This is a genomic window from Neobacillus cucumis (assembly GCF_016908975.1).
GTDB classification, from domain to species: domain Bacteria; phylum Bacillota; class Bacilli; order Bacillales; family Cytobacillaceae; genus Neobacillus; species Neobacillus cucumis.
Genome location: NZ_JAFBEX010000001.1, coordinates 99,596 through 113,464 on the forward strand (window position 1 = coordinate 99,596; position 13,869 = coordinate 113,464).

The window sequence follows — 13,869 nt, forward strand, 5'->3', positions numbered from 1 at the left end:
GTTCTGGGACTTTAGGCTAAGACTCACCCTGCAAGAAGGCGTTCTTTGCCTTCTTCAGGGGGGGCTTATGACTTGAGTTCCAAGGAGCCGCAACTGGATAAGCTTGTGACCTCGAGGGGCTAGGCGCTGGAGCTGGACAATTCTCGAAGAATAAATTTTAACTCTCTTATCGTTAAAGGAAAGACCCGTTAAGTTTGATATTAACGGGTCTTTTGCTTATTTTTGTTCGGTTAGGATGACCGGACCATCCTTTGTAATGGCCAATGTGTGTTCATATTGAGCAGAGTACTTTCCATCAATGGTCCTAGCAGTCCAGCCGTTAAGATCCATCTTCGTCTGATAACGACCGATATTTACCATTGGTTCAATCGTAAATACCATTCCTTCTTTAATTCGTGCACCCTTACCAGGCAAACCATAATGGGGAACATCTGGTTTCTCGTGGATAACTGCGCCAATGCCATGACCAATAAAGTCTCGGACAACTGAAAGCCCTTCGCTTTCCACATAGGTTTGAATAGCATGACCAATATCGCCGATTCGATTGCCGACAACAGCCTGCTCAATCCCTTTGTATAAGGCTTCTTTGGTTACCTTCAATAGGTGGATTGTTTCTTCTGAAAGCTGACCAACACCGTAAGACCAAGCTGAATCCGCTAACGCACCATTGTAATTAACAACCATATCAATGGTAACGATATCTCCATCCTTTAATGGTTCCTTCCTAGGGAAGCCATGGCATATTTCGTCATTAATACTTGCACAAGTCGCATACTCATAGCCTTTATAACCTTTTTGTTCTGGAGTTGCTCCATGTTTCTTAAGAAATCCATCAACAAATTCTTCTATTTCCCAAGTGGTAATGCCTGGTTTAATTATTTTCGCTATTTCCTTATGACAGGCTGCAAGAATTTCACCAGCCTTCTTCATTGCTTCAATTTCACGTTGCGATTTTAATACAATCATCTGTTTCCCTGCCTTTTTGATTATATTTATGTAGAATTCATTTATTTAGTTCGCTGTATGGTTGATAAGAAAAATTATACTACAGTATTTCTATGGCATACATTTAATATTACCGCTATCTACTTATTTTTTCAAAACATACATTTTTCAAGTACGACTAGGAAAAAATCCTTATTGTTCATGATATTGTAATAATAGTTCGTTCTTAATATGGTACTTCCCTATCCTTTTTGATAGAATGGATATAAAGAAATGGATCCAATGGCTTCATAGGTTTACTTTATTCGGATAAAATAAATTTTAGGTGTGTGAGACTATAATGATCGGTGACCGCGTAAAAAAATTCCGCTTAGAAAAGAAAATGTCACTTTCCGAACTTGCTGAACAGGCGGGAGTAGCTAAATCTTATTTAAGCTCACTAGAAAGAAACTTACAAAAAAACCCTTCTATTCAATTTCTAGAAAAAATTGCTGGGGTATTAAATTTACCCGTTGAACATTTGATTCATGAACAAATTAATAAGGAAGATTTAGATACTGAATGGATGAATCTTGTAAAAGAGGCCATGAATTCAGGTGTTTCTAAAGAGCAGTTTAAGGATTTCCTCGAATTCAATAAGTGGCGCATTAATCAAAACACCAATGAATAAAAAAAGCATTCTACAAGGTTTTTTGTAGAATGCTTTTTTTTAATATGTACCTGATTTAATATCCTCTTGGAGTAAAAAGTTCCGCACATCTTCAATTGATAGTCCGATTGTTCTTGCCTCTAAAATAAGTTTCTCCCATTCTTGATCAATGACATCTGCTTCGTTTTCTGTAATCAACATTTTTACTCACTCCCAAAATACTCATGTATTCCAGGCAACCCGGCCATCATAGCAATTTAAAGATTGCCATAGATCCTCGGCTTTGCGTCCCTGCCTTTCAACAGGTTTGCCCTTTTCTGTATCCTTGCCACTTTGTGTGACATATTATCCAGGTCCTTTTACTCAATCATTAGTATATGTTCATTATATCGATTACACTTTTTGTAATGTGTTGGTTTTTGTCGTACTAACCTAATTTTCAAACAACTTTTTTAGTCAATTTTTTCCATAGTTCTACAAAAACCCTCTTTGTTTTTACAAAAATCTTCCACTTTTTATAAAGTTGAATTTGTCTAAAATGTGACAATAGGCATATAGTATAATAAACATTTAAATTAACTCAATATATTGAAAATATTTAGGGAGTGGTCTGTTTTATGACCATTCTTCATGTTTTGAATTTTTCTATCCCTGTTGCCATTGTCATTATTGCCGGCTTTTTACTGGATAAAATGTGCGAACCAGTTAAACATGAAAAAAAGCTGCTGAAGAACAGTTTGGCACTCCACCCAGCTTTTACTTGTTAAGTTTACGTTGTACTCTCAGTTCATAATTTTTAAAGACAGAAGAATTTGTTTTTACGCCTCGTTTTGACATTAACTGATTAAACCTTAAGAGTTTCTCATTTAATTTTCTCTGAAGGCTATCCTTCTCCTCTTCATCACATTTATGAAGCAAACTTTCTATGCTCATCATTTCTTTCCTTAACTGTCCTTCTTCTTCCGTATAACCGGCATTTTTCATTATTTTATAGGCCATGCGCAGTTCCTCTGGTATTCCAGATAAGTCTTCCTGTACCATTGGTTTGCCAAAACCGGGAAGAGCGTTAAATTCCCCATCCTGATAAGCTTTTCTTATTTTATCTTCTGAAAGAATCTGAAAAAAGTCCATCTTGCTGCCTCCTTTTTACTTCATTTTACCATCTGATTCATGGTTGATAAATTGGAAAAATGATACCAATGTAATCTTAAGGTGGTTGGAGAAACTAGATATGAAGAAGAAAGGAGTGTTTAGATTGGCACGTGGAGAACATTTTGAACACAAAAAGAAACACCATCCTGGTAACTTCCCAAAGGATAGCCTGACAGAAAAACATGTTAAGGAAGCCATAGGGGATGAGGAATTAATTGTTACCCAAGAAGCGTTTAAAAACAGACTGGAGAATGAGGATGAACAGCGTGAAGATACAGGGCGCTGGCTCCCAAATCATATGAAGTAAGAGGCGTGGGTGTTTCACGCCTTTTTTAAATGGTCTTTCATAAATTGGTGAAAGTCTAATGTTTTTAACCATTGTGCTGCCCTTTCAATATCCTTTGAAAAAACTCGATCAGCTTTTATGGAAGATACTTGTTCACGTCCTTTTTCGTAAAACGCCTTTGTTAGTGACGCCATTTTTTCAATACCACGAAATTCTACCGCCTGCATGGCACAGATAAGTTCAATAGCAAGGACTCTTCTTACGTTTTCAATAATCTGGTACGCATGCCTTGAAGCAATTGTGCCCATACTGACATGATCTTCTTGGTTAGCAGAAGAAGGTATTGAATCAATGCTTGCAGGGTGGGCGAGTGTTTTGTTCTCTGAAACAAGAGCTGCAGCAACATACTGCATTATCATCGCACCAGATTGAAGACCCGGCTGCGGGCTTAAGAATGGCGGCAAATTATTTAGCTGCGGATTGACTAGTCGCTCAATCCGCCGTTCCGAGATATTAGCGAGTTCCGAAACAGCTATTTTCATAAAATCCATGGCCAAGGCTATAGGCTGCCCATGAAAATTCCCGCCTGAGATGACTATTTCCCCGTCATTAAAAATAAGCGGGTTGTCGGTTGCAGCATTCATTTCAATTTCTAATTTCTCTTTGACATAATCGAGTGCCTGCCAAGTTGCTCCATGAACCTGAGGGATGCATCTGAGCGAATAAGCATCCTGAACCCTTAATTCCCCCTGTTGGGTCGTTAACAGGCTATCTTGAAGATAATGGCGGATTCTTGCTGCGGTCTCGATTTGTTGTTTATATCCTCTTGCTACCTGCACTTCCTCAGCAAAAGCATCAATAATTCCATTTAAAGCTTCCATTGTCATGGAGGCAATCAGTTCACTTTCAAAGGCTAGCTCCTCTGCTTCTAAGTAACCGACCACGCCCATAGCCGTCATGGCCTGTGTACCATTAATTAGTGCCAGCCCTTCCTTGGCATCTAAGACAACTGGCAAGATTCCCTCCTGCTGAAGGGCAGTTAAGGAATCCATTCGTTTTCCTTTGTAAAAGACCTCTCCCTCCCCAATTAATACCAAAGCAAGATGGGAAAGTGGGGCTAAATCACCGCTTGCTCCGAGTGACCCTTGCTGTGGTACGACGGGGATAATGTCCGCATTAACGAATGCTAATAATTTTTCAATAATCATGGGTCTTATTCCAGAGTAACCTTTTAACAATGCGTTAGCTCGAAGTAAAACCATTGCTTTCGCAACGACTTCCGGAAAAGGTTCCCCTACTCCGCAGGCATGGGAACGAATTAAATTTAGCTGGAGATCCTGTACATGTGTTCGGTCGATTAATACATCGCTAAATTTCCCAAAACCTGTTGTAATCCCGTACACTACACGTGACTCAGAGACAATTTTTTCGACTGCCTCCCTGCTTTTTTGAACAGCCTGCAAACTTTTCGCTGAGGCAGTAACCTTTTTCTTGAGAAACAAGACCTCTTTTACTTGCTTCAATGTTAAATCATCACCCGTTAATGTAATCATTTATCTCTCTCCTCTACCAATTTAGTAGAATAAAGAAAGAGGCTGGATTCCTAAACCATTTCGATTAGGAAACCAGCCTCTTTTGTCAGTTTAAATTTAATGCTCTGGGAATGCCACATCGCTCATCATTCCATTCATTAGGATAATTTAATTGTATGCGGGGAAAACCTTAGCTGTCAATGAGTGGAAATTCGCCAATTTTAGAGCTAATTCTACGTAAAGGAGGAGGTGTTCTATAAATCAAACACTCCTCATATACACCTTACTTCAGATTCAATTTCTTTAAAGCATCTGCCAAAGCAGTATTTACCGGTTCTTCTTCCTTGTTTTGGTTTTTCAGATACTTTTGCACCGTACGTTTATCGACTTTACCAGAAGATTCTTTTTTACGGCGCGCTTCGAATGCCGATAGTTTCTCGCGATGCCCGCATTTACAAACGAAAATTTGTCCCTCTCCTTCGCCGCGAAGCTCCAGTTTTTTATGGCATTGCGGACAGCGTGCATTTGTGACTCTAGATACATTTTTTCGATGTCCACATTCACGGTCTTGGCATACAAGCATTTTCCCTTTCTTGCCGTTTACTTCGAGCATTGGTTTTCCACAGTCCGGGCAACTTTTCGTAGAAATGTTGTCATGCTTGTATTTCTTACTGCTTGCCTTAATTTCAGCTACAATTTCTTTGGTGTAATTCTTCATCTCACTTATAAACACTTCTTTTTTTAGCTGGCCACGAGCAATTTGATCAAGCTTTAGCTCCCATTCTGCTGTCAATACTGGGGATTTTAGCTCTTCGGGGACTAAATCAAGCAATTGACGTCCTTTAGAAGTAAGATAGATATCTTTTCCACGCTTTTCGATAAGGAATGAATTGAATAGTTTTTCAATTATATCTGCACGTGTCGCAACTGTTCCTAATCCGCCCGTTGATTTCAAAGTATTAGCGAGCTGTTTATCCTGGGTCTCCATATACTTAACGGGATTTTCCATTGCCGATAAAAGGCTCGCTTCTGTAAAACGTGCTGGGGGCTTTGTTTGACCAGATGTTTGTGCGATTAGATTCACGTTTAATGTAGAACCTTTTTCAATCCGAGGAAGAATCTGTTCTTTCAGATCATCACTTTCATCGTCATCTTCCAAGTGATTATTATAAACCTCTTTCCAGCCAATCGATAAAATCGTTTTTCCTCTAGCAACAAAGCTTTCCTCACCGATTTTCGCCCGAAGCGTTAATTGTTCATACTCAAACGCGGGGAGTAAGACAGCTAGGAACCGTTTAATGACTAAGTCATAAATTTTACGTTCTTTATCTGTAAAAGCTGAATAGTTTACGTATCCCTCAGTTGGAATGATTGCATGGTGGTCGGATACTTTGCTATCATCCACAAACGTTTTAGAAGCCTTAATTGGCTTTTGTAAGATTTTGTTTGTCAATAACCGATATTCACTAACTCCACACGCTTTTAGACGCTCAGGAATTGTAGGAACAATATCTGATGAAATAAAGCGTGAATCCGTGCGGGGATACGTTAACACTTTGTGCTGTTCATACAGCTTTTGCATAATATTCAGCGTCTCCTTAGCCGAGTAACCGAATATTTTATTAGCATCACGCTGTAATTCGGTTAAGTCATAAAGTCCCGGAGAAAATGACTTCTTCGGCTTCCTTTCAATCTCCGTTACAATGGCATTTTTTGTTCCCAATTTTTTCACAATCACATCAATGATATCTTTATTAAAGCTGCGGCTGTTCCCTTTTGCATCCTGCCAGGTCAGCTTCAATTTATCGGTTGTCTGTGCCTCAATGCCATAATAGGTCTGTGGTTTAAAATTTTTGATTTCCTCCTCTCGTGCTGCAATGATTGCCACAGTAGGAGTTTGAACACGACCACAGTTTAGCTGGGCGTTGAACCGGGTAGTTAAAGCACGGGTTGCATTAAGACCTATATACCAGTCAGCCTCGGAGCGTGCGACAGCAGAAGAATAGAGGTTTTCATACGCTTTTCCCGACTTCAAATGATTGAATCCATCTTTAATGGCTTTATCCGTAACAGATGAAATCCATAAACGTTTTATAGGTTTGTTAATTTTCACTTTTGCAATGATCCAGCGAGCAACTAATTCACCTTCACGACCGGCATCCGTTGCAATTATAATCTCCCCTACATCAGAACGGAGTAATTGGCTTTTTACTGAATTAAACTGTTTACCTGTTTGCTTAATAACGACAAGCTTTAGCTCATTAGGCAACATTGGCAAGTCTTCAAGTTTCCATGTTTTATATTTATCATCATAAACTTCAGGGTCGGCCAATGTAACTAAATGCCCAAGCGCCCATGTAACGATATACTTATCTCCTTCTAAAAAGCCATTTCCTTTTTTGTTACAATTTAATACGCGCGCAATATCTCGTGCAACGGAAGGTTTTTCAGCTATAACAACACTTTTTTTCACTTTATTTAAACACCCTTTCGGTAAACCATTTAACCTGAACTTTAATATAGCATACTAAGTATTAAATTGCAGAATACCATATCTATGGTTGATGCTGCCCAATATTTTAATTTATAAAAAGAAAAGACTACTGTTGTAGTCTTTTCTTTTGGATTGTCGAGAAAGCGTATATTTCCCTGCAAATTGTATTTTTATCTAACTCACTTTTTTAGTTGCTATATTTTAAATCCACCACTAACACATCCCCCATATCATAACGATGGCGTGTTCGAGAGTATTCAAATGGAACACCACTTTCTAGGTACACAACTTGATTTACCTCAAGAATGGGTTCACATTCATTACATTTTAAATATTTTTTGTCAAACTCATCGGGCCGGTCTGCCCGGATACGTCTATTTGCTCCGGCAATTTTCAATCCAAGATCATTTTTAATATATTGGTAAATGGACTGGTGTAAAATTTCTTCTGTTAGATTTGGAATCACATGAACAGGCATTTTCGTGTGCTCGATTGTATAAGGTTCATCATTTAATAACCTAAATCGAATAATATCATAAATCGGCTGATTTCTAGTAGTAATCAACTTTTCACATTCATCCTCGTCTGGAAAACGAACATTGAAGGAGACAATGACACTTGTGATTTTACTTTCATCCCCAATCTGATTGGTTAATCCTGAATATTCATCTGCCCGGGTATCCAACATGGACATCTGCAGTGCATTTTTCCTGACAAAGGTTCCAGAACCCTGTTTGCTATAAACGAGTCCTTCGACAGCTAATAAATCCAATGCTTTCTTTATGGTAACCCGGCTTGTTTGAAACTCTTGGGCCAATTTTTCTTGTTCGGGAATGGGTTTGGATGAGTCATATACTGTATTGATAATCCGATTTCGGATTTCCTCTGCTATCCGTTTATACTTGGCCATTTCCACACCTCAAAATCTATTATGTACCATCTGGAAACAAACATTACTCTCTAATTATCTTAAAAAAGGGAAAATCACCTTGAAGCATATGTTCAAGGTCGATTTTCCCACTACTAAAATAATAACATGGACAAACCATTTTGAATAGCTCTACGCAGCTTTATTAATCTCACTTACACGTTCACTTATCTTCATAAATGGCAGGTAGAGGAAAGCTCCTCCAATAATAATCACAGCTTGTACGATAACAGCTTTCCAGTCTCCAGCAGTTGCCAAATAGGCACTAAGTAATGGCGGCGTCGTCCATGGGATATAAACTACACATTTACTCATGAATCCAATCGCTGTCATCGCATAAGCGAAGATGATGCCTAAAGCCGGCAATAAGACAAACGGAATCATCATTGGGATATTAAAGACGATTGGATATCCAAATATAACGGGTTCATTAATGTTAAAGAGTCCAGGGCCAGTTGCCAACTTGGCAACTTCCTTTGGCGCTTTACTTCTTCCAAAAAGAAAAGTGGCAATAATTAGAGAAATCGTGCTGCCTGTACCACCAATCATTCCAAATGTAGGAACAAAGGCACTATTAATAATATGCGGAATGGCTTGGTGATGGGCATAGGCCAACATATTGTCATTCATATTTGCCAGCAGCAGCGGGTCCAATAATGCACCATTGACAACTGTCTGGTGGATTCCCACCGAGAACAGGAAGTTACCAATGCTGTAAATGATAACAGTACCGAATAAACTGGTTCCAATTTTGCGTAATGGTTCTTGAATCATCGTTGAAATTAATGCGATTAAATTGGTATTAAACCCTACTGTTAAAATTAACGAGATGACCCCAAATAGGGATAAAACTAAGATAGCAGGAATCATAACACCAAAGGACTTTCCGACTGCAGGTGGGATATTTTCCCCTAAATTAATTTCTAGCTTCTTAATATTGGATATTCTGATAAATAATTCGGTTGCCACAAGTCCAATAATAATTCCGGCAAACATCCCTTTCGTACCCATATTGGTAAATGTCAAAATACCAGAAACATCTACCGCTTTTTTGGCTCCATCCGGAATAATCGAAACGGTGTTCGGCATCATAATGACAAGAGTTGCCAATGCAATAGATGCAGATGCAATCGGATTTTTAAACTGCTTATTTCTGGATAGAGCGTAAGCAATCATCGGTGCAATCAATAATCCAGCTATATTTAACGTTCCATTTGTAACAGCCGTTCCCCAATATTGGGATTTTGCCAATACGTCTCCTTTAAAAAACCATGGAAACACAACATTATTAATCAATACCGCTAAGCCAGCTAAAATGAATAAGGGCATAATGACGGCAAAAGCATCTCTTAAGGAACTAAGATGAACTTGGCTGCCTAATCTAGCAGCAAACATGGTGAATCTATCCATAAAAGACATTTTTTCAGAGGAATCCAATTGAGCGTTTTTACTCATCTCTTATTCTCCTTCAATTCGTTTTAATAGATTCAAGTACCGCTAAGTCTTCACCATTACTTTTAATTACTTTTTGCATCCACTTAAAGCTTTTCTTTGGTACACGCTTTAAATCTTTTAAATCATGATTCTCACGGTTGACATACACTACGCCATAGCGTTTGCGCATATCCCCCTGCGAACTTAAAATATCAATCAATCCCCAGCCTAAATAACCAATCACATCTACACCGTCAATAAAGATGGCATCCTTCATGGCCTGGATATGATCGCGATGGTATTCAATGCGGTAATCATCCTGGATTTCATGCTCACCGTCCCAAGACTCAATCACTCCGATCCCATTTTCGATTGGAAAAATAGGCAATTTATAACGATTGTACATTTTATTTAATATATCTCTGAATCCAAGTGGATCAATCTGCCAGTTCCATTCTGTTGCTTTTAAATATGGGTTGTTTTGATCGCCTTTTTCCATATAATAATTTACCGGAGTACCCTCTGGAACTAGGTCACTATTAACAGTTTTACTGGCATAATAGCTGAAAGTCAAGAAGTCGCTTCGAAGTTTCGCTAATTCTTCTAAGTCACCTTCTTGAATTCCCATATTAATGGTTTCATGTTTAACATACGCCATAACTTCACCGGAGTATTTCCCGTATGTAAAGGCTTCCAATAGATTGTGATTGAAAAATTCGTCAATCTTTCTTGCATATAAAATGTCCTTTGGTTTGCAGGTTGCTGGATATACTTCCAAGTATGCCAGCATGCCGCCAATTAAAACGTCTTTATAGTTTTCATGGATATAATTAGCAATATAAGCGTGAGCCATCATGGTATGATGCTGAATTTGATAATTTTCATCCAATGTCTTTTCACCGTTCATATAGCCGCTGATTCTAAAGGCCCCAGACCCCATATGAAAAATATTTTGTTCATTAAATGTGATCCAATATTTAACCTTATGGGCAAAGCGGTTGACCATTTCTTTTCCATAACGAACAAAAGCATCGACTACTTCCCTGCTAACAAAGCCATTATATTTTTCAGCCAAATGAAGCGGCATATCAAAATGATATAAACAAATCATCGGCTCAATTCCGCGTTCAATTAAAGCATCAATAAATTTGTCATAAAAGGCGATACCTTCTTCATTGAAATCTCCATCGCCTAAAGGATTCACACGACTCCAGGAAATTTGAAAACGATAACAATTCATGCCGAGCTGCTGCATGTAATCAAAATCTTCTTCATAACGATGATAACTATCTGTAGCTACTTTCCAATCTGCTGAACATTCCGTTGCTTCTCGAATATCATAGACGGACATTCCTTTGCCGCCTTCATTCCAGGCACCTTCTGTTTGCATACTTGAAACTGAGTTCCCCCATAAAAAGCCATCTCTTAATCTTCTAGTCATTACGTTCCCTCCCATTTAAAATATCGTGTACAATCACATTGTAAATCCTTTATTATAAATTTGTAAATACATTTTTTAAATATGTATATATTTTTTGTTTTGAATTATCTAATTATCCTAGAATTTGTTTTTATTATATTTAATTGATTTAACTGCATTGGTCGATCGTGTCAAGGAAAATAAGCGACATATTGTAAGCCCCAGACTCCTAGGCATGTCTTCTGGTTATAAAGAAAAAGATGATTTCGGCATTAGTCTTGGCGACTTGCTTAAACAAGCGTTACAAAATAACGAGTAATGTAAAAGGCAGGAATATATTCCTTTTTTTCTTGAAAACACTTACATGGGAACGTATGATAAAGTAGCACGAAAATAGAGAATTGAGGATTTTACATCATGAGAATACGGGATTGGGATACAAATTTAAGAGTTCGATTAGGTGCGGAATTAATGATGAATACTACCTATTGGATGTTTTTTCCGTTCTTATCGATTTATTTTGCTGAAGAGTTTGGTAAAAATAAAGCAGGTTTATTATTAGTACTTTCGCAGATTTTTTCTGTAATAGCTAATTTAATGGGTGGATACTGTGCCGACCGATTTGGCAGAAAACGGATGATGGTTCTAGCGTCGGTTGGACAAGGTTTTTCGTTCGTATGCTTCGCCTTAGCAAGTTCCCCATGGCTTCAATCTCCATTATTAGGATTTCTTGCATTTACGATAGCAGGTGTTTTTGGCGCCTTCTACTGGCCTGCAAGTCAGGCAATGGTCGCAGACGTGGTCGATGAAAAAGATCGTGGTGATGTGTTTGCTATTTTTTATACTTCTATCAATATAGCCGTAGTAGTCGGACCCATATTGGGATCTATTTTTTATGTATCCTATCGTTTTCAACTGTTACTCTTTGCAGGATTAATCTGTCATTTAGTTGGCTTAATTCTATCAAAATGGACACGAGAAACGGTCCCTCAGCAACGAAGAACAACATTATCCACCGAGGGCAAATGGTATTATTTTTTAAGAAACCAATTGAAAGATTATAGCTTAATTGCTAAAGACAAGACATTCCTTTTATTCATTGTGGCTGGTGTCTTAGCTGGACAGACTTTTATGCAGTTGGACTTATTAATTCCTGTTTATATTAAAGATTTTGTAAACAAACAAAGTCTTTTTAAGTTTGGAGATTGGTCTGTTGTAGTCAATGGCGAGCAGGCTTTTGGAATTGTTTTAGCTGAGAACGGTTTTCTCGTTGCCTTATTGACCGTTTTTGTAACGAAGTGGATGGGTCGATATTATGAAAGAAACGTTTTTATCCTTTCCTCTATAGTTTATGCAATCTCTATCGTTGTTTTTAGCCAGACACATTGGGTTTGGGGATTGATTTTAGCTATGGCCTTTTTTACGTTTGCAGAATTAATGGGAGCCGGGCTGCAGCAAAGCTTTGTTTCCAAACTTGCGCCGGAGCACATGAGAGGTCAATACTTTGCGGCAGCAAGCTTACGCTTTACCATCAGCCGTACGATTGCCCCTCTTGCAATTCCAATGACTGTCTGGGTTGGCTATAGCTGGACCTTTATCATTCTCTGCCTTCTTGCGCTTGCAAGTGCGGGATTATATTGGGTTATGTTTTATGTGTTCGAAAAACAAAGAAGCAGGCTTATTGCTTAAATCATTTGCTCGATTGACTTCGGTTTATTTTTCCAATTAAACACGCTACAATATAGGAAGATTCTGATAAAAGGAGATATAAATGATGAGCGAATTCCTAAAAAAACTAGAAAAATATGCAGAGCTTGCCGTTAAAGTCGGAGTTAATATTCAAAAAGGTCAAACGTTGGTCATCAATACCACACTAGATGCAGCTGAATTTGTGCGTCTGGTTGTCAAAAAAGCTTACGAAACAGGTGCCTTTAATGTCATTGTCAATTGGACCGATGATATTGTCAGTAGAACAAAATATGATTTAGCACCAGATGAATCCTTTTTAGAGTATCCGGTTTGGCGTGCAAAGGAGATGGATGATTTAGCGGCAAGTGGTGCAGCGTTTATGTCCATCATTTCTTCAAGTCCTGATTTGTTAAAAGGGGTGAATCCGGAACGGATTGCTAATTTTCAAAAAGCAGCTGGAAAGGCGCTTGCTAATTATCGTAAAGCGGCACAATCTGACAAGGTGAGCTGGACCGTCATTGCTGCTGCATCGAAGGATTGGGCAGCAAAGGTTTTCCCGGATGAACCTAGTGACAATCAGGTAAATAAGCTCTGGGAAGCTATTTTCAAAGCGGTTCGGGTAGACGTTGAAAATCCGGTAGAAGCATGGAAAAAACATGATGAGACACTACATGAAAAAGTCCATTACTTAAATGAAAAAAGATATAAAAAGTTACATTATATAGCTCCAGGAACTGATTTAACGATTGAACTGCCGGAGAAGCATCTATGGGTAGGGGCAGGCAGTGTAAATGTAAAAGGGTTTGAGTTTATGGCCAATATGCCAACTGAAGAGGTTTTCACCGTACCATTGAAGACAGGTGTCAATGGTACTGTTGCCAGTACGAAGCCTTTAAGCTATGGCGGCAATATCATTGACCGTTTCTCTGTAACCTTTGAAAATGGAAAAATTGTTAATGTGAAAGCGGAAGAAGGCGAAGAGATCTTGAAGCGCCTTGTTGAAACAGACGAAGGTTCGCATTATCTTGGCGAAGTAGCGCTTGTACCTTTCAACTCTCCAATTTCTGAGTCAAATGTGCTGTTCTTTAATACCTTATTTGACGAAAATGCCTCAAACCATTTGGCGATCGGCAGTGCCTACGCATTCTGTCTTGAAGGCGGAAAGCAGATGTCTTCAGAGGAGTTAGCACAAAATGGACTTAACGAAAGTATTACCCATGTGGATTTCATGATTGGTTCTGACAAAATGGACATTGATGGCATTACAGCTGATGGAAAGACAGAAGCAATCTTTCGAGCGGGTAATTGGGCGTTCTAAAAACTCGAGCTCAACACACCTG

At 38.6% G+C, this 13,869-nt stretch carries 13 protein-coding genes and 1 riboswitch; of the genes, 5 read left to right on the top strand and 8 right to left on the bottom strand.

Annotation, left to right across the window (positions count from 1 at the left end; all coding sequences use genetic code 11):
• Positions 1-216: 216 nt before the first annotated feature.
• The gene (map, locus tag JOC76_RS00455; RefSeq protein ID WP_205175201.1) at positions 217-966 is read right to left on the bottom strand and encodes a type I methionyl aminopeptidase; all 750 of its coding nucleotides are present in this window, start codon (positions 964-966) and stop codon (positions 217-219) included.
• Positions 967-1,285: 319 nt separating this feature from the next.
• On the opposite strand from map, the gene JOC76_RS00460 reads away from it, so the two are divergent.
• Positions 1,286-1,615, top strand: a complete 330-nt coding sequence (locus JOC76_RS00460) for a helix-turn-helix domain-containing protein (protein WP_205175202.1) — start codon at positions 1,286-1,288, stop codon at positions 1,613-1,615.
• Positions 1,616-1,654: 39 nt separating this feature from the next.
• Here JOC76_RS00460 and JOC76_RS00465 read toward each other — a convergent pair whose 3' ends face one another.
• Positions 1,655-1,795 (bottom strand): anti-repressor SinI family protein, encoded by a 141-nt coding sequence (locus JOC76_RS00465; protein WP_275591311.1) that lies wholly within the window; start codon positions 1,793-1,795, stop codon positions 1,655-1,657.
• 30 nt (positions 1,796-1,825) lie between these two features.
• Positions 1,826-1,916, bottom strand: a riboswitch (cyclic di-GMP riboswitch).
• Between the two features lie 295 nt (positions 1,917-2,211).
• Here JOC76_RS00465 and JOC76_RS00470 point away from each other — a divergent pair.
• Positions 2,212-2,361 (top strand): hypothetical protein, encoded by a 150-nt coding sequence (locus JOC76_RS00470; RefSeq protein ID WP_205175203.1) that lies wholly within the window; start codon positions 2,212-2,214, stop codon positions 2,359-2,361.
• On the opposite strand, the gene JOC76_RS00475 is transcribed toward JOC76_RS00470, so the two are convergent.
• A complete protein-coding gene (locus JOC76_RS00475; protein ID WP_205175204.1) occupies positions 2,351-2,725 on the bottom strand; it encodes a DnaJ family domain-containing protein in 375 nt (124 codons plus the stop codon). The genes JOC76_RS00470 and JOC76_RS00475 overlap by 11 nt on opposite strands.
• 100 nt (positions 2,726-2,825) lie before the next feature.
• Between JOC76_RS00475 and JOC76_RS00480 the strand changes: the two genes are divergently transcribed.
• Positions 2,826-3,053: a hypothetical protein gene (locus JOC76_RS00480; protein ID WP_372441884.1), complete on the top strand. Its 228-nt coding sequence runs from the start codon at positions 2,826-2,828 to the stop codon at positions 3,051-3,053.
• 14 nt (positions 3,054-3,067) lie between these two features.
• On the opposite strand, the gene hutH is transcribed toward JOC76_RS00480, so the two are convergent.
• The 5 genes from hutH to JOC76_RS00505 all read right to left on the bottom strand — a co-directional run bounded on the left by hutH (position 3,068) and on the right by JOC76_RS00505 (position 10,861).
• Entirely contained in the window at positions 3,068-4,585 is a 1,518-nt protein-coding gene (gene hutH, locus JOC76_RS00485; protein WP_205175206.1) for a histidine ammonia-lyase, read from the bottom strand.
• Positions 4,586-4,847: 262 nt separating this feature from the next.
• A complete protein-coding gene (locus JOC76_RS00490) occupies positions 4,848-7,037 on the bottom strand; it encodes a DNA topoisomerase III (protein WP_205175207.1) in 2,190 nt (729 codons plus the stop codon).
• 208 nt (positions 7,038-7,245) lie between these two features.
• Positions 7,246-7,968 (bottom strand): GntR family transcriptional regulator, encoded by a 723-nt coding sequence (locus JOC76_RS00495; RefSeq protein ID WP_205175208.1) that lies wholly within the window; start codon positions 7,966-7,968, stop codon positions 7,246-7,248.
• Between the two features lie 150 nt (positions 7,969-8,118).
• Positions 8,119-9,441 (bottom strand): PTS sugar transporter subunit IIC, encoded by a 1,323-nt coding sequence (locus JOC76_RS00500; protein ID WP_205175209.1) that lies wholly within the window; start codon positions 9,439-9,441, stop codon positions 8,119-8,121.
• A gap of 13 nt (positions 9,442-9,454) precedes the next feature.
• Positions 9,455-10,861 carry a glycoside hydrolase family 1 protein gene (locus JOC76_RS00505; RefSeq protein WP_205175210.1) on the bottom strand — a complete coding sequence of 469 codons (1,407 nt, stop codon included), beginning with the start codon at positions 10,859-10,861 and terminating at the stop codon, positions 9,455-9,457.
• A 396-nt stretch (positions 10,862-11,257) separates the two neighbouring features.
• Between JOC76_RS00505 and JOC76_RS00510 the strand changes: the two genes are divergently transcribed.
• Positions 11,258-12,529 carry an MDR family MFS transporter gene (locus JOC76_RS00510; RefSeq protein WP_205175211.1) on the top strand — a complete coding sequence of 424 codons (1,272 nt, stop codon included), beginning with the start codon at positions 11,258-11,260 and terminating at the stop codon, positions 12,527-12,529.
• Positions 12,530-12,614: 85 nt separating this feature from the next.
• Positions 12,615-13,847, top strand: a complete 1,233-nt coding sequence (locus JOC76_RS00515) for an aminopeptidase (protein ID WP_205175212.1) — start codon at positions 12,615-12,617, stop codon at positions 13,845-13,847.
• The last annotated feature ends 22 nt before the right edge of the window (positions 13,848-13,869 follow it).

Excerpts from the sequence above, each read along its gene's own strand:
- map (WP_205175201.1), bottom strand. The coding sequence starts at position 966 with ATGATTGTATTAAAATCGCAACGTGAAATTGAAGCAATGAAGAAGGCT.
- JOC76_RS00460 (WP_205175202.1), top strand. The coding sequence starts at position 1,286 with ATGATCGGTGACCGCGTAAAAAAATTCCGCTTAGAAAAGAAAATGTCA.
- JOC76_RS00465 (WP_275591311.1), bottom strand. The coding sequence starts at position 1,795 with ATGTTGATTACAGAAAACGAAGCAGATGTCATTGATCAAGAATGGGAG.
- JOC76_RS00470 (WP_205175203.1), top strand. The coding sequence starts at position 2,212 with ATGACCATTCTTCATGTTTTGAATTTTTCTATCCCTGTTGCCATTGTC.
- JOC76_RS00475 (WP_205175204.1), bottom strand. The coding sequence starts at position 2,725 with ATGGACTTTTTTCAGATTCTTTCAGAAGATAAAATAAGAAAAGCTTAT.
- JOC76_RS00480 (WP_372441884.1), top strand. The coding sequence starts at position 2,826 with ATGAAGAAGAAAGGAGTGTTTAGATTGGCACGTGGAGAACATTTTGAA.
- hutH (WP_205175206.1), bottom strand. The coding sequence starts at position 4,585 with ATGATTACATTAACGGGTGATGATTTAACATTGAAGCAAGTAAAAGAG.
- JOC76_RS00495 (WP_205175208.1), bottom strand. The coding sequence starts at position 7,968 with ATGGCCAAGTATAAACGGATAGCAGAGGAAATCCGAAATCGGATTATC.
- JOC76_RS00500 (WP_205175209.1), bottom strand. The coding sequence starts at position 9,441 with ATGAGTAAAAACGCTCAATTGGATTCCTCTGAAAAAATGTCTTTTATG.
- JOC76_RS00505 (WP_205175210.1), bottom strand. The coding sequence starts at position 10,861 with ATGACTAGAAGATTAAGAGATGGCTTTTTATGGGGGAACTCAGTTTCA.
- JOC76_RS00510 (WP_205175211.1), top strand. The coding sequence starts at position 11,258 with ATGAGAATACGGGATTGGGATACAAATTTAAGAGTTCGATTAGGTGCG.
- JOC76_RS00515 (WP_205175212.1), top strand. The coding sequence starts at position 12,615 with ATGAGCGAATTCCTAAAAAAACTAGAAAAATATGCAGAGCTTGCCGTT.